The sequence below is a fragment of the Alcanivorax sp. 1008 genome (assembly GCF_020667895.1).
Taxonomy (GTDB): domain Bacteria; phylum Pseudomonadota; class Gammaproteobacteria; order Pseudomonadales; family Alcanivoracaceae; genus PGZG01.
Genome location: NZ_JAFMPS010000001.1, coordinates 358,557 through 379,010 on the forward strand (window position 1 = coordinate 358,557; position 20,454 = coordinate 379,010).

The 20,454-nt window shown below is 56.8% G+C and carries 16 protein-coding genes; 4 read left to right on the plus strand and 12 right to left on the minus strand.

The window, feature by feature from the left end:
* Nucleotides 1-2 precede the first annotated feature (2 nt).
* On the plus strand, nucleotides 3-758 hold the full coding sequence (locus J1C54_RS01730; protein WP_229144104.1) for a hypothetical protein: 756 nt from the start codon (nucleotides 3-5) through the stop codon (nucleotides 756-758).
* A 44-nt stretch (nucleotides 759-802) separates the two neighbouring features.
* On the opposite strand, the gene J1C54_RS01735 is transcribed toward J1C54_RS01730, so the two are convergent.
* From J1C54_RS01735 to map, 12 genes are all read right to left on the minus strand, one after another.
* Nucleotides 803-949: a hypothetical protein gene (locus J1C54_RS01735; RefSeq protein WP_229144105.1), complete on the minus strand. Its 147-nt coding sequence runs from the start codon at nucleotides 947-949 to the stop codon at nucleotides 803-805.
* A 72-nt stretch (nucleotides 950-1,021) separates the two neighbouring features.
* On the minus strand, nucleotides 1,022-2,605 hold the full coding sequence (locus tag J1C54_RS01740; RefSeq protein ID WP_229144106.1) for an aldehyde dehydrogenase family protein: 1,584 nt from the start codon (nucleotides 2,603-2,605) through the stop codon (nucleotides 1,022-1,024).
* Between the two features lie 416 nt (nucleotides 2,606-3,021).
* Complete coding sequence (locus J1C54_RS01745; RefSeq protein WP_229144107.1) at nucleotides 3,022-3,918, minus strand: ribose-phosphate diphosphokinase; 897 nt, start codon at nucleotides 3,916-3,918, stop codon at nucleotides 3,022-3,024.
* Between the two features lie 5 nt (nucleotides 3,919-3,923).
* The gene (locus J1C54_RS01750; protein ID WP_229144108.1) at nucleotides 3,924-5,417 is read right to left on the minus strand and encodes a thymidine phosphorylase family protein; all 1,494 of its coding nucleotides are present in this window, start codon (nucleotides 5,415-5,417) and stop codon (nucleotides 3,924-3,926) included.
* 11 nt (nucleotides 5,418-5,428) lie between these two features.
* Nucleotides 5,429-6,565, minus strand: coding sequence for a succinyl-diaminopimelate desuccinylase (gene dapE, locus J1C54_RS01755; protein ID WP_229144109.1), 1,137 nt, complete (start codon nucleotides 6,563-6,565; stop codon nucleotides 5,429-5,431).
* An 89-nt stretch (nucleotides 6,566-6,654) separates the two neighbouring features.
* The gene (locus J1C54_RS01760; protein WP_229144110.1) at nucleotides 6,655-9,864 is read right to left on the minus strand and encodes an efflux RND transporter permease subunit; all 3,210 of its coding nucleotides are present in this window, start codon (nucleotides 9,862-9,864) and stop codon (nucleotides 6,655-6,657) included.
* The gene (locus J1C54_RS01765) at nucleotides 9,861-10,886 is read right to left on the minus strand and encodes an efflux RND transporter periplasmic adaptor subunit (RefSeq protein ID WP_229144111.1); all 1,026 of its coding nucleotides are present in this window, start codon (nucleotides 10,884-10,886) and stop codon (nucleotides 9,861-9,863) included. Before J1C54_RS01765 ends, J1C54_RS01760 begins: the two co-directional genes overlap by 4 nt.
* A 68-nt stretch (nucleotides 10,887-10,954) precedes the next feature.
* Nucleotides 10,955-11,989 carry a 2,3,4,5-tetrahydropyridine-2,6-dicarboxylate N-succinyltransferase gene (gene dapD, locus J1C54_RS01770; RefSeq protein WP_229144112.1) on the minus strand — a complete coding sequence of 345 codons (1,035 nt, stop codon included), beginning with the start codon at nucleotides 11,987-11,989 and terminating at the stop codon, nucleotides 10,955-10,957.
* A 23-nt stretch (nucleotides 11,990-12,012) separates the two neighbouring features.
* A complete protein-coding gene (locus J1C54_RS01775; protein ID WP_229144113.1) occupies nucleotides 12,013-12,357 on the minus strand; it encodes an arsenate reductase in 345 nt (114 codons plus the stop codon).
* Between the two features lie 14 nt (nucleotides 12,358-12,371).
* Nucleotides 12,372-13,550, minus strand: a complete 1,179-nt coding sequence (dapC, locus tag J1C54_RS01780; protein WP_229144114.1) for a succinyldiaminopimelate transaminase — start codon at nucleotides 13,548-13,550, stop codon at nucleotides 12,372-12,374.
* Complete coding sequence (locus J1C54_RS01785; protein WP_229144115.1) at nucleotides 13,547-16,222, minus strand: [protein-PII] uridylyltransferase; 2,676 nt, start codon at nucleotides 16,220-16,222, stop codon at nucleotides 13,547-13,549. The genes dapC and J1C54_RS01785 overlap by 4 nt, the downstream gene beginning before the upstream one ends.
* Nucleotides 16,223-16,237: 15 nt before the next feature.
* Complete coding sequence (gene map / locus J1C54_RS01790; protein WP_229144116.1) at nucleotides 16,238-17,014, minus strand: type I methionyl aminopeptidase; 777 nt, start codon at nucleotides 17,012-17,014, stop codon at nucleotides 16,238-16,240.
* Nucleotides 17,015-17,292: 278 nt separating this feature from the next.
* Here map and rpsB point away from each other — a divergent pair, with 278 nt between their 5' ends.
* From rpsB to J1C54_RS01805, 3 genes are all read left to right on the plus strand, one after another.
* Nucleotides 17,293-18,039 (plus strand): 30S ribosomal protein S2, encoded by a 747-nt coding sequence (rpsB, locus tag J1C54_RS01795; protein WP_229144117.1) that lies wholly within the window; start codon nucleotides 17,293-17,295, stop codon nucleotides 18,037-18,039.
* A 71-nt stretch (nucleotides 18,040-18,110) separates the two neighbouring features.
* The gene (gene tsf, locus J1C54_RS01800) at nucleotides 18,111-18,992 is read left to right on the plus strand and encodes a translation elongation factor Ts (RefSeq protein ID WP_229144118.1); all 882 of its coding nucleotides are present in this window, start codon (nucleotides 18,111-18,113) and stop codon (nucleotides 18,990-18,992) included.
* A 176-nt stretch (nucleotides 18,993-19,168) separates the two neighbouring features.
* Complete coding sequence (locus J1C54_RS01805; RefSeq protein WP_229144119.1) at nucleotides 19,169-20,449, plus strand: OmpP1/FadL family transporter; 1,281 nt, start codon at nucleotides 19,169-19,171, stop codon at nucleotides 20,447-20,449.
* Nucleotides 20,450-20,454: the final 5 nt, after the last annotated feature.

The following is a 20,454-nucleotide window of genomic DNA, read 5'->3' on the forward strand; positions in this document are numbered from 1 at the left end:
TTATGAAAATTCGTTCCTCGATTATTGCGCTTGTCGGTGTGCTGACTACGCTGCCGGCGTTGGCTGATGTGACTGCGGTATACCAGCTGGATCGCAAAAATCAGATGACTGTCAGTGTTCGTGATCAGAATCAGGTGCGCATGGACGTGGCCAAAGATATGTTCATGTTGCTGAAGGGTAACAAGACCTACAGCGTGCGTAAGGAAGGCAATGGCTGGGTGGCCATGGACATGGATGAGATAGGCAAGATGAGTGGCGGCTTTGGCGGTATGCCCATGGGCGATGACTCCTATGAGGATGACGGCCAATCTCAGGGCAGTTTCCGCGACACAGGTCGCAGCGAAACCGTTGCCGGCTATCAGGGTAAGGTTTATGAGGTGATTGACGAGCAGGGCGAGCGTACGGAGGTGGTGCTGAGTAACCACAAGGACTTGACCTCCGTTACGCAAGGGATGGCCAGATTTGGAGCCCAAACTGCCAGCAACATGGGTTTTGCGGGCGCCGGTGCAGTACCGGATCTTAGTGGTATTGCCGGTGGTTATACCGGCCTGTTGCGCCAGGGCAAGGATATGAAGCTGGTATCCGTGGATAAGTCTGCCAAGGGCAGCGGTTATTTCGACCTGCCGCCGGGCACGGTGATGGAGAAAATACCGGACATGGGCGCTGGAGCGGGTGACATGGGGCTGCCGCCGGGTATGAACATGGAAGACATGAAAAAGCAGATGGAAGAGGCGATGAAGATGATGCAGCAGCGCTAGGAAACTAGCTTGGTACTGCCAAACCAGTCAGGAGGCGAAGCCGGTCAGGACTTGTTCTCACCGGCTTCGTCGTCTTCGTCACTCGGGTGGTCGGCATTGTCCACCATGATGAATACAAAAAAACCTACCGCGACCAGTGCGGTACCCACTACGGCAGCAATGCCGGCTAGTACGATTGGGTCTGTGTACATGGCTGTCTCCTTTTGAGGGGCAAGAGTGACACGGGACAACGGCGATACCGTTGACCCGTATCAACAAAAACGTCAGTCGGTCTTCCAGCCGGTAAACATTTTCTTCAGCAAGAATGGCGTCAGCGCCAGGGAGGCGGAGAACCACTGGCCTGCACTTTTCGGGAAAGCGAAGCGCAGTGCGTTTAGCAGGCCGCGCCAGGTTTCCTCGTTGAATGGGTACCACCACAGGTTACGCTTGGTGGACAGCATGTCCCAGTTCACTACCTTGGCGTGGGTCATCTCTTCCAGACCTTCCGGGCCGTGGGTGCGGCCAATGCCGGACTCTTTCCAGCCGCCCCAGGGGGTTTCGGACAGGCCGTGGGTATAGAGGTGGTCGTTAATCGTGGTCACACCGCTTTCCAGTCGTGCAGCAACTGCCTGCCCGCGCTTGTTGTCTCGGGTCCATACCGATGAGGTTAGGGCCAGGTTTGAATCATTGGCGCGGCGGATCGCTTCTTCCTGATCCTTGACCTTGCTGATGGCAACGATCGGACCGAAGGTTTCATCCTTCATGGTCAGCATTTCGTCACTGACATCAACCAGCATGGTGGCCGGATGGAACAGGCCGTCCTGGGGGCCGACCGGCTGCGACTGGGCGGCAATGGTGGCGCCTTTCTGCACGGCATCTTCAAGGTGTTGCTGTACGGTGCGTAGCTGTCCTGCGGTGGTGATCGAACCAATATCCACGTCAAAGTTTTCACAGCCTACGCCATGGCGCAGGGCGCGAGTCTTGCTGGCCAGAATGCGGACAAATTCATCGTAGACCTTTTCCACCACATAGATTCGTTCGACACCGCCGCAGGATTGGCCAGCATTCTGATAACCGCCCCAGGCGGCGCCATTGGCAGCTCGCTCAAGGTCGGCATCTTCAAGCACGATCATGGGGTCATTGCCGCCCAGCTCCAGCGATAGCGGAGTCAGCGTTTCGGCGGCCTGTGCCATCAGTACCTTGCCGGCGTTTACCGAGCCGGTGAAGAACAGCTTGTCGACCTTGTTTTCGAAGAATGCAGTGGCCACCGCAGCGCCGGAGCCAACCACATGGTTGAACAGCCCTTCGGGCAGGTCCCCGGCGGCGACAATCTGTTCGATGGCGTGGCCCACTGCTGGAGTAGCCGCAGCGACTTTTAGCATCACCGCGTTGCCGGACATCAGGGCCATAACGATTTCGCCGAATGGAATCGACAGCGGGTAATTCCATGGGCTGATGATACCGACCACGCCCAGCGGCAGGCGTAACATGCGGGTACGCTTGTTGAAGAACAGCAGGTGGCCGCCGCTACGGATCTTTGGCTTCAGTACTTTGGCGGCATTTTTGCCGTACCAGTTGCAGGCCAGTGCGCAGGGCAGCACTTCGGTGGCGAGGGCATCGGTCAGGGTTTTGCCGTTGCTCTGGCTGACGGTTTTCGACAGGGCTTCGGCGTTGTCGACTATGTAGCGGCGCATCTTGAAGATGTGTTCGGCCCGCTCAGGGAAGGATTTCATCGCCCAGATTTTCTGCGCCGCACGGGCTTTGCTGAACATCTCCGGCAGCTGGTTCAGGTCGGTTTCGGCAAGCTCGAAAAAGGGCTGGCCGGTGGCCGGGTTAGTATCGGCGACGGTACGGGCCGGGGCATTCATGGGCGCTTCCTCTCGGGTGATTCGGGGCAGGGGCAAATGGGAACACAGATGTGTGCTGGCTGCCAGTGTTGGGACAGTAGTAGTAAGTGAGTTTGGTAGTGAACCGCACATCGCGGCCACCTGTCAGCGCTTGCCGGGACACGCCGTGAACCCGTCCCTGGGGGCTTGTCTGCGACATCCCTGTCGCACACAGTCCCGGCAAGCGCTGACAGGCGTCCGCGATTCACATCCTGCTTTTTTCGTGCCATACATGGTCTTTTGAGAGTTTAGGAAATAGCGAGATGCGAGGTTATCCCCATCTTCAGCCCCTCTCGGGACTGTGTGAGGCATGGATGCCGAACGCAAGCCCCCAGGGATGGGTTTACGGCGTGTCCCGAGAGGGGCTGAAGATGGGGATAACCGGAGAGGCTCACTGCCTAACCTGAATAACGGTCCAACAACGAACCAACTGCCTCGGCAATCATCGGCCCCAGATCCACCTGATTTGAAGGGTGCAGAATGCTGTTGCAGGAAATCAGCCGTGCTGCGCCAGCCTCTTTCAGCATGGCATCACAGCCATCTGCGAACAGGCCGTGGATGCACAGACAATCGCTACCGTCGAAACCCTCAGCCTTCAGCGCCAGCAGCGCCCGCTGCATGGTATGGCCGCTGGAAATCACATCATCCACCAGCATCGCCCGGCGGCCGGTAAACGCTGAGGTATCCGGTAACGTCACCCGCACATCGCGATCACCAAAGCGTTCCTTGCGAGCCACCGCCCAGGGTACCCCGGCTGTTTCTGCCATCACCGAGACCCACTGGGCGCTTTCCTCATCCGGACCAAGCAACCAGACATCGCCCTCGCCACGGACAAATTGCGCCAACAAGGGCGCAGCCTGCAGCGCCCGTGACGGCACCGTGTATATTTCATCAAGGGAGTGGTAGCGGTGCAGATGCGGGTCCACCGTCACCAACCAATCAAAGTGCTCAGACAGCATCTTGGCAAAGTGCCGCGATGTCAGTGCTTCACCATCCATAAAGCGCCGATCCTGCCGCATGTAGGCCAGATAGGGGGTCACCAGACCCACTGAGCGGGCGCCCATTTCTTTCAGTTGCCGGGCAAAAAATACCAGCGGTAAAAACTTGTCATCCGGCTGCTCCAGACCGCAAAGCAAAATCACATCGCAATCTTTGACCGTGCTATCAATGCGCAGATACGTCTCACCATCAGGAAACTGACGACGGGCATACTCACCCATGCTGGCATCACAAAGCTGGCAGATGGCATGGGCAATATTGTCGTGACCATTCAACGTGAACAGAATGCGTGCCATGGCTTTCAGTCCTCCTCGCCGACAGAAATCATGTCGCGGTTATCCAGATAATAGAGCAGGGCGTAGTCCAGCTCGCCCTCGCTTTCTGCATGAATTGCCATCAAAGGTTGTTCCCGGCTAATGCTGTCGCCCACATGGACATACAGTTCCAGTCCGGCGCTTACCGCCCGCGGCGCTCCCGCCAGTTTTGCCAGTCGGGCAATGCGCCGATTATCGATTTCACTGACCGTGCCGTGCTGATGGGCAAGTAGCACCTTGGTATGTGGAGCCCGAGGAATATCGCTCAGCCGGCCCTGGGCCAGACAGATTTTTTCGAACTGCAACCAGGCTGTGCCGTCATCAAGCAACTCCGTGGCCCGCTGTCTTGCGGCAACCGCATCGCCGTGGTTTGCCATGGCCAGCAGGTGGGCGCACAGATCCAGAGATTTTTCCCGCAGGTCTTTGGGTGCGTCCTCAGTATTGCGCAGTACATTCATTACATCGCGAGCTTCAAGCGCCGGACCCATGCCCCGGCCGATGGGTTGGCTGCCGTCAGTGAAGACGCAGTCGACCCTGACATTCAGTGCATCGCCAACATAGCGGAACAGGGCCGCCAGCGATTCGCCGTCTTCGGTATTGCGTACCTTGGCGGTTTTACCCACCGGAATATCAATCAGGATATGGGTAGATCCGGCCGCCACCTTCTTGGATAGCACGGAGGCCACCAGCTGACCTTTGCTGTCCAGATCCAGAGCGCGTTCTACCCGAATCAACAGATCGTCCACCGGACTGAGACGCACGGCGCCGCCCCAGGCCAGGCAGGCATTGGCCAGCTCCACTGTGCGGCGGATGTCATTAATATCCAGATCCACCCGGGTAAATACATCCATTACGTCTGCGGTGCCGGCCGGCGAGGTGATCGCCCGGGAAGAGGTCTTTGGCAGAATCAGGCCCGCGGCACTGCAGATCGCCACCACAATGGGTGTAGTGCGGTTGCCGGGCAGTCCGCCGATGCAGTGCTTGTCATAGACGGCATCAATGCCGGGCCAGCTTAGTCGCTCGCCGATATCAATCATTGCGCGTGTCAGGCTGACCACTTCCTCGCCGTTCAGGCGATTACCGGCACAGGCGGTCAAAAAAGCACTCACTTGAATGTCTGAATACCAGCCCTGAGCAATGTCGTTAATGACCCTGTGCAGGGATGAGTCGCTTAGTGGTTTGTCATACATCTTTGCCCGCACGTCACTCATTGACGTGACCACCGGTGCGTGACTGACGGTGATGTTGTCGTTCGGATGCAGAGCTTCCCAGAGGGAGTCGGAAAGGCCTACAAGGTCTTCCTCAAGCATGCTCGGATCAACTACGTTGAGAGTGGCAATTACCTGAAAGCCGTTGCTGGATACCAGCAGGCGGGTGTTCGCGGTAAAGCCTTCCGACAGGCAGATCGGACAGTCGCGGCGCATGTACAACACCAGCTCATGATAGGTGTCGATGCCCATGCGGATTGGGCGAAGCTTCATAGTCGATCCTGTTAGTGGGGCAGCAACAATTCCAATATGCGTCGGTACACCGCACTGAGTGGTTCAAGCTCGGCCACCGGTGTGTGCTCGTCAATCTTGTGGATAGTAGAGTTGATCGGTCCAAGCTCAACCACCTGGGCCCCTGTGGGGGCAATAAAACGGCCATCAGATGTGCCGCCTGCGGTGGACAACTCGGTGTCGATACCGGTGATGTCCTTGATTGCAGTGACAGCGGCATCCACCAGAGCACCACGGGCGGTCAGGAATGGCTGGCCGGACAGATTCCAATCGAGCTGATAGTCGAGACCATGCTTATTCAGGATCGCCTCAGTGCGAACTTTCAGATCGTCTGCGGTTAGCTCGGTAGAAAACCGGAAGTTAAACAGCACCTCGCACTCACCGGGGATAACGTTGGTGGCGCCGGTGCCTGCATTGATATTGGAAATCTGGAAGCTGGTGGCAGGGAAAAATTCATTGCCCTGATCCCAGACCTGCGAGGCCAGCTCGGCAAGTGCGGGTGCCACTCGGTGAATCGGGTTATCGGCAAGGTGCGGGTAGGCGACATGGCCCTGCACACCTTTCACCAGCAGTCGCGCGCCAAGTGAGCCACGTCGACCGTTCTTGATCACGTCACCCATGCGAGTAGTGGAGGAAGGTTCACCAACCAGGCAGTAATCAATTTTTTCCTGCCGGGCTTGCAGGTGTTCAACCACTTTCACGGTGCCGTTAATCGCCGGGCCTTCCTCGTCTGCAGTGATGAGCCAGCCAATCGAGCCAGAGTGGTCTGGCTGTGCGGCAATAAAGTCCTCCACTGCGACCAGCCAGGCCGCGATGGATGCCTTCATATCTGCGGTGCCTCGGCCATAGAGCATGCCATTGCGAGTTTCAGGCTGGAAAGGGTCGGAGCTCCATTTGCCCACATCACCGGTGGGAACTACGTCAGTGTGCCCGGCAAACACCAGTAGCGGCCCATCAGTACCGCGGCGTGCCCAAAGGTTGTCCACTTCGCCGAAACGCAGGTGCTCACAGTGAAAACCAAGTGCCTCCAGCTTTTCCGCCAGCCACTGCTGGCAGCCAGCATCTTCAGGGGTGACGGAGGCGCGACGGATCAGTTCGCAGGTGTAGTCCAGAGTGCGGGAAGTACTCATGCCGGTGTCTCATCTGGGTGGCTCAGCGTGGTCGGCATTGTAGCAGAAGCTCCCGACGGCAACTGATGTCAGTTGTCGTCGGGACTGGTTCAGCCGCGCTGACCTTCCAGCCAGCTGGTCACCGTGAAGTACAGTAACGGGATGACCACCAGAGTCAGCACTGAGGACACCAATATGCCGAAGATCAGTGCCACAGCAAGGCCGCTGAAGATTGGGTCATCGAGGATGAACAGGGCGCCGATCATGGCAGCCAGAGCCGTCAGCAGAATCGGCTGGGCGCGCACCGCGCTGGAGGTAATCACCGCATCGGCAAAGGCCATGCCTTCATCTCGCTTCTGATTGATGAAGTCCACCAGCAGGATTGAGTTGCGCACGATGATTCCGGCCAGCGCGATCATGCCGATCATACTGGTGGCGGTGAACTGGGCATTGAGCAGGGCATGGCCGGGCATCACTCCGATCACAGTGAGTGGAATCGGCGCCATGATAATCAGCGGGGTGATGTAGCTTTTGAATTGCGCCACCACCAGCAGGTAAATCAGAAGCATGCCGACCGCATAGGCGATGCCCATGTCGCGGAAGGTTTCATAGGTAATTTGCCACTCGCCATCCCACTTGATAGCTGCCTTATTGGTTAGCCAGGGCTGGGAAATGTAGTGCTGATCAATCGGCTCTGCCTGCCTGGCAAGTTCACTACGGATGGCAAACATGGCGTACAGCGGGCTGTCGATGGAGCCTGCCATGTCGCCGGTAACCATGGACATGGGCAGCAGATCCTTGTGCAGCCGCGGCTGCTCGATTTCCCCCTCCAGTACGGACACCACATCGGCCAGAGCGACTGATTCGCCGGAGCGAGCGGTCAGTCGTACGGCGAGCAGACGATCAATATCAGAGCGGTCTGCTTCGTTCAGGCGCAGGCGGATCGGAATAGCATATTTGGCTCCTGCCTCGTGCAAGTAACTGACGTCGTCACCGGATACCAGTGCGGACAGCGTTTGCACAACCTGACTGTGATCAACACCGAGGCGCGCAGCCCGATCACGATCTACCTGCAGTTGCCAGCGCGCAGCACTGCTGACGCGGCTGTCATCAACATCCACCACATCGGCAACGGATTCGAATGCGGCCCGTACCCGTTTCAGGGTTGCCAGCCGGCTGGCCTCATCGGCGCCATAAATTTCCGCAACCAAAGGTGCCATCACCGGCGGTCCAGGTGGTACTTCGACGATGGTCACGGTGGCGCCATAGCGCTTGCCAATTTCCTGCAGTGGCTGGCGCAGTGACCGGGCAATCGGGTGGCTTTCCCGATCGCGCTGTTTGGCGCCGGTGAGATTAACCTGAATATCGCCCTGCCATGGATCGCTGCGTAGATAATACTGGCGCACCAGTCCGTTAAAGTTGATTGGTGCAGAAGTGCCTGCATAGCTCTGGTAGTTGAGCACCTCCGGTACGCTTTCAAGGTGCACCGCAAGGGCATCAAGCACCACCAGCGTGTCCTCCAGTGGTGTGCCCTCCGGCATATCGACCAGTACCTGCACTTCCGATTTGTTGTCGAAGGGCAGCATTTTCAGAATGACTAACTGGAATGCTGGCAATGCCAGCGCCACCACAATCAGTGCGCTGACACCGAGATACAGCAGAGTACGCTTTTTCTTGCCGGCTTTACTGTCCAGAAACGGCGTCATGATGCGGCGCATAATGCTGCCGAGTCGGTCGCTGCCCTCTTCAGTGTGACCGCCATGATCAGCGCCATTACCCTTGCCGAGAAAGTGCAGAGCCAGCCATGGAGTTACCACAAAGGCGATAATCAGGGAGATCAGCATGCCGGTGCTGGCATTGATCGGGATCGGGCTCATGTATGGCCCCATCAGACCACTGACAAAGGCCATTGGCATCAGTGCGGCGATAACCGTGAAGGTGGCCAAAATGGTCGGGCCGCCGACTTCGTCCACTGCCTTGGGAATGATCTCGCGTAGCGAGCCACCGCCGAGAGCACGATGGCGGTGAATGTTTTCCACCACCACGATAGCGTCATCTACCAAAATGCCGATGGAGAAAATCAGCGCAAACAGGGAAACCCGGTTCAGGGTGAAGCCCCATGCCCAGGATGCAAACAGAGTTAGCGCCAGAGTCACAATAATGGCTGCGCCGACGATCAAGGCTTCGCGCCAACCCAGTGCGACCAGCACCAATATAATTACCGCAAAGGTGGCGAACATAAGCTTCTGGATCAGCTTGCTGGCCTTGGCTGCCGCAGTCTGGCCGTAGTCTCTGGTAATACTGGCCTTGATGTTTGCCGGGATCACGGTGTTTTCAAGGTCGCTCACACGCTGCTGCACCCGGGTGGCAATATCCACGGCGTTTTCACCGGGCTGCTTGGCAATGGCCAGTGTTACCGCGCTACGTGCTGGCGCCCCCGCCAGCGCATGAGCCGGGCCAAAGCCCATTCTTGCTGCTTGCGTGGGCAGGTCTGCGCCACGCTGAATGTCTGCCACATCGGCAAGATAAACCGGATTGCCGGCGTTAACGCCAACCACCAGCGAGGAGATATCTTCAGCGCTGCTGAAGAAACCGCCGGGCTGAACTTCAATAACCTGATTGTCGCGCACGATATTGGCCGAAGGCATGGCCAGATTAGCGGAGCGGATGCTTTGTTGCAGGGCCGGATAGTTGATGCCGTAGGCATTCAGGCGCGCCGGGTCAAGGCGCACCAGCACCACGTCATCGACTTTGCCCAGTGTGTAAATGTCGCGGGTGCCGGGGACACGTTTGAGTTCTACTTCAAGAGTGTGAGCCACCTTGACCAGATCGTAGCTGCTGGCAGTGGCATCCATCGGCCACAGCGTTACGCTGACAATGGGCACATCATCAATGCCCATGGGGCGAACCAGCGGTTGCAGGGCGCCGAGATTGGCTGGCAGCCAGTCGAGATTGGAAAACACCTGATTATAAAGATCGACGATGGCATCGCGGCGCGGCACGCCTACTTCGAACTGAACTGTCAGAACGGCCATGCCCGGCCGCGACATTGAATACACATGCTCGACCCCGGCCAGCTCGCTCATTACTTGCTCAGCCGGTGTTGCCACCAGACTTTCCACTTCTGCGACACTGGCGCCGGGAAACGGAATGAACACGTTGGCAAAGGTTACGTCGATCTGAGGTTCTTCTTCTTTCGGTGTAATGATCACCGCAAACAGGCCCAGTAGCAGCCCAGCCAGCGCTAACAAAGGTGTTAGCTCAGACGACTGGAATATTGCTGCGACTCGCCCGGAGATACCCATCCTTGTGTCGCTCATTGTTGTGCCGCTCCCTGGCGCAACACCTCCGCCACGTTCATGGCGATGCGCGTGCCGGGACGAAGGCCGGACAGAATCTCAACCCCGTCTTCCAGTTGTCGACCGGTGCGCACTTGTATCAGGCGCGGACGATCCTGCTCATCGAGCACATACACCGCCACCAGCTCCTGATTGCGGAGCAACGCACTTTGTGGAACAACAATAATTTCCCGGCTGCCGGTGACCACTTCAACGCGGGCAAACATGCCTGGATAAATGCCGCTGGCGGTGGAGTCCAGTTCGGCGCGGATGCGGAAGCTGTGACTGCCACTTTCTGCATAGGGAAACACGGTGACTTTGTCGCTACTGAGACGGCTGCCATCATCCAGTAACACGGTCAGTGACTGCTGGCGACGCACCGCATCCACATAACGCTGAGGTACTGTGGCGGTAACCCTGATGCGATCCAGTGAAAGGCCGGCAACCAGTGGTTTGCCCGGGGTGGCCAGCTCACCCGTTTCAACAAAACGGTCGGTCAGAATGCCGGGGTAGGGAGCCACCACTTGAGTGTAGGAAAGCTGCTGGCGAGCTTGGTCAAGACCTGCCTCCGCCTGCTTGATGCGGGCCCGTGTGGCATCCAGGGCTGCCTTGGAGCGGTCGAAATCCGCACGGGATAGAGTGCCGCTTTGCACCAGCTCCTCGACACGGGAGAAATTTCTTGACGCCTCCTGCTCCGCCGCGCGTGCTTCCTCCAGAGCCCCTGAGGCACGGCTGACCTGGGATTTTTGTTCACCATTCTCCAGCTCAAGAATCAGCTGACCCTGTTCCACATAGTCATCAACATCAAAGTGAATCGCGGTAACGCGACCCTGAGTCTGGGCTGTCAGGGTGGCCTTGTTGATCGCCTCAATGGTGCCGTCGACGACTATCACATCAGCAGCGTTGCGACTTTCCAGGGTCACAGCTTCAAGTGCCAGTAGCGGTGCAGAAAGGAATGCGACAAGCAGGGCGAAGGGGGCAAGTGCGCGGGGTGTTATTGTCATGATCCGATCCCTGAAAGAGTGCCTGAGCCGATGCTAGGTCACTCTGACAGGAATCGCCATGACAGAAGTCAATTATGCTTGTGTAGTTCTTCGTTGAGTTGCACAGCGCTTTTATTGGTCAGGCATTCAACCCGGCCGGACTGCGAGTTGCGCCGGAATAGCAGGTCATTCTTGCCAGCCAGATCACGGGCCTTGACCGCTTGCACGCTGTTGCCCTGATCGTCGAGAACTTCAACCTTGGTGCCGGCAGTGATGTAAAGACCAGATTCAATGGTGCAGCGATCGCCCAGCGGAATGCCAGTGCCAGAGTTGGCGCCGAGCAGGCAGCCTTCGCCGAGGGAAATAACGATATTGCCACCGCCGGACAGGGTGCCCATGGTGGAGGCGCCGCCGCCGATGTCTGAACCCTTGCCTACGAATACGCCGGCGGAGATTCGTCCTTCGATCATGCCCGGGCCTTCGGTGCCTGCATTAAAGTTACAAAAGCCCTCGTGCATGATGGTGGTGCCCTCGCCGATATAAGCACCCAGCCTTACCCGCGCCGTATCTGCAATCCGTACTCCGGCAGGCACCACGTAATCGGTCATTCTGGGGAATTTATCTACGGAGTAGACGCTTAATACCTGACCATCAAGGCGCGCCATCAGCTGCCGCTCTGGCAGCTCCTCCAGATCCACGGCGCCTTCATTGGTCCAGGCCACGTTGGGAAGTAGACCAAAGATGCCGGTCAGGTTAAGGCCGTGGGGCTTTACCATGCGATGGGATAGCAGGTGCAGCTTGAGGTAGGCTTCCTGAGTGGTTTTCGGTGAGTCATCAGTTTGCAGAATCACCAGGGCCACCGGGCGTTTCGATTCCTGCATGGCGATGGCGTAGGACGCCTCATGCTCGAATCCGGCTTCACGCCAGTCGCGGGCAATCTTGCCTATCTGTCGATGGTTCAGTTCCACCGCCAGATTGCCGCCTTGATAGTCGACCTCGTCGGCAATGCTCTCGATCAGCGCGTCATCTGGATTGAGCACCGGGTTGGGGTAAAACACCTCAAGCCATTGGTCGTCACGATTCTGGGTGCCGCAGCCGATGGCGAGGGCGAAATACTTGCTCATGTGTTGCTCCTGATTGCGTGATTCTAGAACAGTTCTGCCCAGTGGGCCGGGTCAAAGCCGATCTCAAGGATACCATTGCCTTCAATGATTGGTCGCTTGATCAGTGACGGGTTCTGCAAAGCGGCGCTGATGGCGCCAGAGGCATCCATGCTGGCGCGGGTGTCCTCTGGCAATTTTCTCCAGCTGGTGCCGCGGCGGTTGATCACGGTTTCCCAACCGAATGCCTTGATCCAGCGCTGCAGATCTTTTTTGTTGGTGCCGGCTTTTTTGTAATCGTGGAACTGCCATTCAACCTTATGCTGGTCGAGCCAGACAAAGGACTTTTTCATGGTGTCGCAGGCTTTGATGCCATAGATGGTAATGGTCATAGCATTTCCTGTATTTACAGGGTTCCGACAAATTCGCGGATCCGTTCTGCCCCTTCGATACACTCTTCCAAACTGGCCACCAGGGCCATGCGTACTCGGCCTGCACCGGGGTTTAGCCCGTCAATTTCCCTGGACAGGTAACGGCCGGGAAGCACCGTGACGTTCTGCTGGCGCTTTAATTCAAGGGCGAAGGTTTCATCGCTGATGCCAGTTTTTGGCCATAGGTAAAAGCCGGCATCCGGCATGGAGACGTCCAGTACGCCGCCAAGAATTTCCAGGACAGCATCGAACTTTTGTTGATATAGCACGCGGTTGTCCGCCGCATGGCGGTCATCGTCCCAGGCCGCAATGCTGGCAATCTGGTGATGCATGGGCATGGCGCAGCCATGGTAGGTGCGATAGCGCAAAAACTGCCCCAGTACCTGCGCATCACCGGCAACAAAACCTGAGCGCATGCCCGGCAGGTTGGAGCGCTTCGATAGTGAATGAAATACTACGCAACGGCGGAAGTCATGCCGGCCTATGGCCGCGCAAGCCTGCAGTAGTCCCGGTGGTGGCGTGTCGCTGTAGATGTCCGCATAGCATTCGTCCGAGGCAATGACAAAGTCATGGCGATCAGCCAGATCAATCAGCTGACGCATTTGCTCCGTCGACATTACTGCACCGGTGGGGTTGCCTGGCGAACAGACATATAAAAGCTGACATCGCTGCCAGACAGACTCAGGCACGGCGCTAAAGTCCGGCTGCAGGTCACTGTGCTCAGTGCAGGGAAGGTAAACCGGTTCGCCTCCAGCGAGCAGGGCAGCCCCTTCATAGATCTGATAAAACGGATTAGGCATTACTACCAGTGGCTGCTTGCTACGATCCAGCACTGTCTGGGCGAAAGCGAACAGGGCTTCACGGGTGCCGTTGACGGGCAACACCTGACTATCGCAATCAATCTGCACGGCATAGCGACGTTGCAGCCAGCCGGCAATTGATTGGCGCAGCTCGGCAATGCCGGCGGTGGAAGGGTACTTGGCCAGCAGATCCGTATTGTTGCTAATGATTTGCTGAACAAAAGTGGGCGCCGGATGCTGTGGCTCGCCGATCGACAAGGCAATATGCGGCTTGTCTGCTGGCACATGGCCACTGAACAGCTTGGCCAGCTTTTCGAAAGGATAGGGATGCAGCAGATTCAAGTCCGGGTTCATGCGGCGCCAGTTTCCTTAAGGTCGTCAAGTTCTTCTTTGATGTACTTCTGCAGGCGCTGGCAAAGCTCCGGATCAGAAACCGGCAGACCATCGCGGCCGGTGACAAAGAATACGTCTTCGGCACGCTCACCAAGGGTGGCGATTCGAGCGTTCTGCACCAGCAGATTGAATTCCGCAAAAATACGTCCGATGCGCGCCAGCAGACCGGGGCGATCCAGCGTCTGAATATCCACCGTGGTGCGATCATTGATGATGTCGTTGCTGATTACCACCTGAGTCGGCACGTTAAAGTGACGATGGCGGCGAGGCATGCGCCGTTGGAGTATATCCGGGAAGCAGGCGGGATCGCTCAGCGCCTCAGTCAGGTTTGTGCGAATCGCCTCAAGGCGAGGCCAGTCATCACCAATGGGCGTTCCTTGCTCATCGAGCACTACGTAGGTATCCAGAGTAAAGCCGTCCGCCGAGGTGATAATGCGAGCGTCAACAATGGTCAAGCCAAGCTGATCAATGGCGCTTACCGTCGTGGCGAACAGGTTCTCCGTGTCCGGAGTGTAGATAAATAGCTGGGTACCGCCTTCGAACTGAACGCCACTGGATTCGCGGGTCAGTACCAGAGGTGCCTTTGGGTCGGGCCGGTTAAGTATGGCCTCAGTATGCCACGCGATATCGGCAGCGTTCTCCCGCAGGAAGTACTCATCGCCGATGCCAGACCACAACTGCTCTATGGCGCTGCGATCAATCTGTCTTTGCTCAAGCAACTTCAGCGCAGTGTCACGGGTTTCATCAATCCAGTCCTGCTTGTCCACCGGATTGTTGAGGCCACGGCGCAGGGTGCGGCGGGTTTCCCGGTAAAGCTGGCGTAGTAGTGAGGCGCGCCAGGAGTTCCAAAGGTTAGGGTTGGTGGCATTGATGTCGGCGACGGTCAGGGTATACAGATAATCCAGATGCACCAGGTCACCAACCTTGCCGGCAAATTCGTGAACCACATCCGGGTCAGAAATATCCTTGCGCTGAGCGGTGACTGACATTAGCAGATGGTTCTGTACCATCCAGGCGACCAGCTTGGCATCCCAGTTGGTCAGACCATGGCGTTGGCAAAAAGCTATTGCGTCATCAGCTCCCAATGTGGAGTGATCCCCGCCACGACCCTTGGCAATATCGTGATACAGACCGGCGATGTATAGCAGCTCCGGTTTGGGTAATCGATAGAATACTTCGTGAGCCAGTGGCAGCTGTTCGCGCGCGCTGTCATAACGCATGCGGCGCATATGTTTGATCACCGTCAGTGTGTGGAAATCGACGGTATAAATATGGAAAAGGTCGTATTGCATCATGCCGATGATGCGACCGAACTCCGGCAGGTACTGCCCTAGTATGCCGTAGCGTTTCATGCGCCTTAACTGCGTAAACAGCGCATGTGGGGAGCGCAATAGCTCCATAAACAGGCTGGTGTTGCGAGAGTCTTGACGGAAGGTGTCATCAATCAGCTTGCGATTCTGAATCATCAGTCGAGCTGTGGGAGCACTGACGCCCTTGATTTCCGGGTTCTGGCCAAGCAGAACAAAAGCCTCAATCAGCGCCGATGGATAACGCTGGAAGATATTCTCGTCGGTGACTTCAAGATAGCCGTTACGAACTTGAAAGCGGCGGTTCAACTGTTGTATCGGGTCGCTTTTGCCGACCCGCAGAATCACTTCATCGAATAATTGCAGTAGCAATTCGTTCATTACCGAGATGGCTAACGCTACTCGATAATAGTTTTTCATGGATTGCTCAACAGCCAGATTGGCGGTGTTATCTTTATGGCCCAGCCTGCCTGCAACCTGACGTTGATAGTCAAACAGCAGGCGGTTTTCGTTACGGCCGTTAATTTGATGTAACAGCCAGCGCAGCCGCCATAAGTAGTCCTGACATTTGTTCAGGATTGAATGTTCTTCGATAGTCAGAAAACCAACTTCAACCAGGTCATCCAGGCTTTCGGCGCCGAAGTGGCGCTTGGCTACCCAGGCAATAGTTTGCAGATCGCGTAGGCCTCCGGGAGCATTTTTCAGATCCGGCTCAAGGCTGTATTCGGTGTGGTTAAACTTGGCGTGGCGTGCTTCCTGCTCCTGACGTTTGGCCTCGAAGAACTGGTCCGAGGGCCACATCTGCTGTGGCCCAGTCCGCTCGGCAAGGGTGGCCCGCAGACTGTCATCACCAAACAGGGTTCTGGCTTCCATGATGTTCGTGGCGATGGTGATGTCATCGCGAGCCAGTGCCACGCACTCGTCCAAGGTGCGCACGCTGTGCCCGATCTCCAGACCGATATCCCAGAGAAAGGCGATAAATTTTTCCAGGTTGTCACAGGTTTCACTGCAGGGTTTGGCTGCCGACAGGATCATCAGGTCAACATCGGAGTGGGGATGCAGTTCGCCGCGACCATAGCCTCCAACCGCCACCAGTGCGCTGTTGCGGTCACCGTCAAGGGAGAAGAACCGCCAGGCGGCAGTCAATACACCATCCACCAGCGCCGCTCGAGCTGCTACCAGCTCGCGAATTGGTGTGTCGGCAAAGGCGTCGTCAAGGCGCTGCTGTCCGTTTAACAGGGTTTCCCGGGCAGCTTTGCCCGGGTGACTGGTGGCGCGCAGCAGTTCAGCTAACTGGTCTTCAGTGTGCAGTGGAGCGAGTGTCACGGCGGTGCCCTCAGGTCAGGACAGATCAGTTTCTTCCTTGCGCAGGGTTAACACCTCAAAGCCGGTCTCGGTTACGACGATGGTGTGTTCCCACTGGGCAGAAAGCTTGTGGTCCTTGGTCACTGCTGTCCAGCCATCTGGCAGCAGTTTGGTGGCGGCTTTGCCGGCATTGATCATTGGCTCGATGGTAAACACCATGCCAGCCCTCAATTCCAGGCCAGTGCCGGGCTTGCCATAGTGCAGCACCTGCGGCTCTTCATGGAATACCTCCCCGATGCCATGGCCGCAATACTCACGCACCACCGAAAATCGCTCGGCCTCCGCAAGTTGCTGAATGGCATGGCCGAGATCGCCCAGACGAACGCCCGGCTTAACCATGCGGATTGCCTGCACCATGCACTGGCGGGTGACGTCTATCAGGCGCCGGGCCAGGGGGCTGGCTTCACCGACAATAAACATCTTTGAGGTGTCGCCGTGCCAGCCATCCTTGATCACAGTCACGTCGATATTGACGATATCGCCCTTTTTGAGAATTTTCTTCTCGCTGGGGATGCCATGGCAGACCACATGGTTGACCGAGGTGCAAATCGACTTGGGGAAGCCTTTATAGCCCAGTGGCGCTGGAATGGCCCTCTGCTCGTTGACGATATAGTCGTGGCAAATGCGGTCCAGCTCTTCGGTGCTGACACCTGGGACGACGTGGGGGCCAATCATATCCAGCACCTCGCCGGCCAGCCGGCCAGCCACACGCATTTGGGCAATCTGTTCCGGGGTTTTCAGGGTGACAGTCATGGGACGGGGCAAGGCTCCAGCAAAATCATCAGGTTACCGGCAGTCGAGGAGGGCAGGGCGGGGCTTGGGCGGGCCATTGCGACAGATTTCCCGATTGTTGCTACGGGGTCGTTATGGTATAAAGCGCGCGCCTTGCTGCTGACCGGACAGGCTGCGTAGTGTACCTGCTACGGAGCAGACAAGGGAAATCCACACATATTCCGACACAGACCTCCTGGGTGCCCTCACGGGTTGGAGGCTGAGGGAATATGGAGGCCCAACCCGAAGGAGATACTTCAATGGCCAGTGTTAACATGCGTGACATGCTGAAGGCCGGTGTGCATTTCGGTCACCAGACCCGTTTCTGGAACCCGAAAATGAAGCCGTTCATCTTTGGCGCCCGTAACAAGATTCACATCATCAATCTGGAAAAAACCCTGCCGCTGTTCAACGACGCCCTGCAGTTCGTGAACAAGCTGGCGGCCAGCAATAACAAGGTGCTGTTTGTTGGTACCAAGCGTGCTGCCCAGAAGACCGTTAAAGAGCAAGCGACCCGCTGTGGCATGCCCTACGTTGATCATCGCTGGCTTGGTGGCATGCTGACCAACTGGAAGACTATTCGCCAGTCGATCAAGCGTTACCGTGATCTGGAAGCTCAGTCCCAGGACGGTACCTTTGAAAAACTGACCAAAAAAGAGGCGCTGATGCGTGCCCGTGAGATGGAGAAGCTAGAGCGCTCCATCGGTGGTATCAAGGATATGGGCGGCCTGCCAGATGCGTTGTTCGTGATTGACGTTGATCATGAAGACATCGCCATTCAGGAAGCTCGCAAGCTTGGCATTCCGGTTATCGCGGTTGTTGACTCCAACTCCAACCCGGACGGTGTTGATTATGTGATCCCGGGTAACGACGACGCTATTCGTGCGATCGAGTTGTACGTTACTGCAGTGGCTGACGCGATCCTCGAAGGTCGTGAGTATGCAGCCACCAATGCGCCGGCTGAGAAGGACGGATTCGTTGAAGTTGCTGACGAGTCAGCCGAGTAAGCTCCGCCATGGGGCGGGGCCATAGGCCCCGCTCCTGTTTTAATACCCCTAATTCTCCAGCGAGGACAATCATGGCTGCCGTAACCGCTGCAATGGTAAAAGAACTCCGTGAACGTACTGGTCTTGGCATGATGGAGTGCAAGAATGCACTCGTTGAAGCCGGTGCTGATATTGAAAAAGCGATTGATGATCTGCGCAAATCCGGTCAGGCCAAAGCTGCCAAGAAAGCCGGTCGTACTGCTGCTGAAGGCGCGGTAGGTGTGGCGGTTAGCGCTGATGGCAAAACTGCCATTATGGTCGAGATCAACTCGGAAACCGATTTCGTTGCCCGTGACGAAAACTTCCTTGGTTTCGTTAGCAAAGTTGCTAACGCGGTGCTGGCTGCCGGTGAAACTGACGCTGCCAAAATCGCTGAGCTACCGACTGCTGAAGGCCCGACTGTGGAAGTAACTCGTCAGGCGCTGGTACAGAAAATCGGTGAGAACATTCAGGTTCGTCGCGCTGAGCTGCTGACTGCCGAAGGCGCTATCGGCGCTTATGTGCACGGTGGCAAGATCGGTGTTTTGGTTGCCCTGAAAGGCGGTGATGACACCCTTGGAAAAGATGTGGCCATGCATGTTGCTGCTTCTAACCCCATGGTAGTTAGCGGTGATCAAGTGCCTGCTGATGTTCTCGATAAAGAGAAGGAAATCATCCGTGCCCAGCCGGACATGGCTGGTAAGCCCGAAGAAATCGTTGAGAAAATGCTGGGCGGTCGAATCAGCAAATTCCTGAAAGAAGTGAGCCTGCTGGATCAGCCGTTTGTGAAGAACCCGGATACCTCCGTTGGTAAGCTGGTGAAAGATGCTGGCGCAGAAGTGACTGGCTTCATTCGCCTGGTTGTTGGCGAAGGCATTGAGAAAGAAGAGACTGACTTTGCTGCCGAAGTAATGGCGCAGGTCAACAAGGGCTGAACCCCTCTTTACAGTTCAGCTGAAAAGCCCCGTCATCGACGGGGCTTTTTTTTGGGGCTCTGAATGACTAATAGCATAATGATATAAATATTCGATATTTTTAGAACGCTCGCCCCATGTCTACACTGCTCGCCACAACCTGCCTTTCCAGTTACGCAAGTCACCCGGGAGTGAGTATGCTGCGTTCTGATTCTGTTATCCGTATTGCCGCCGTGTTGGCGGCCTCTGTGGTGGCCGCCAATGCATCCGCCACGAATGGTTATTTCTCCCACGGCTATGGTAACCAGTCCAAGGGCGCGGCTGGTGTTGCCGCAGCATTGCCTCAGGATGCTCTGGTTACGGCTACCAATCCGGCGGGCCTTTTGTTTGTCGGTGATCGATTGGATCTCGGCGTGGACGTTTTCCTGCCGCGTCGCAACGCCAAAATCACCGGTAACCTGTTTGGAGCGGATGAGTCTTTCTCAGGCAATGATTCACAGGTTTTCTATATTCCTGAGTTCGGTTATAGCCGTCAGTTGTCTGATGATATGGCGGTCGGTCTGGCGGTTTATGGCAACGGCGGTATCAACACTGATTATGCGGACAATCCCTTCGCCCGCTTTGGTGCCACGGGTTCTGCCGGCGTAAATATGGAGCAGCTGTTCATTTCCCCGGCCGCGGCCTGGCGGCTGACGCCGAACTCTTCCTTTGGCATCGCAGTGAATCTCGCCTATCAGCGTTTTAGTGCCAAGGGGTTGGGCCCGTTTGCCGCGCCGGGGGTATCAGTGGACCCCGCCAATGTGACAAATAACGGCCGTGACGATTCTACCGGCTGGGGCGTACGGGTTGGCTGGCAGGGTAGTATCAGCGAGCGTGTCGATGTGGGCCTGAGTTGGCAGTCGAAGACGCGCATGTCTGAATTTGATGATTATAGTGGCCTGTTTCCCAATGGCGGTGAGTTCGATATTGCCGAAAACTACGTCTTGGGGGCTGCTTTCGAAGCCACTGATGCGCTGACCCTGGCAATGGACTGGCAGAGAATTTTGTACAGCGACACACCCGCTGCGGGTAATAGCGCATTTCTGCTCTTTGCCGATGGCATTCCGCTCGGTAGTAAGGATGGTCCGGGTTTCGGTTGGCGCGATATTGATGTCATCAAGTTGGCCGCGGTTTATCAGGCCAGCGAGTCACTGACTCTGCGGGCCGGCTTTAGTCACACTGAGCAGCCCATTCCGCAAAAGCAGACCTTCTTCAATATTCTCGCTCCCGGCGTGGTCCAGCAGCATGCCTCGCTGGGGGCTACCTGGCAGCTCAATGCCAGCAATGCCTTGACCTTCGCCTACACCCACGCCTTTGGTGAGTGGGTGCGGGGAGCGGGCTCGATTCCGCCGGGGTTACCACCGGGTTTTGGTGGTGGGGAGGCGGATGTCTATTTGCAGGAAGATATTTTCGGTCTGTCCTGGAATCTGGCGCTGTAACCTTC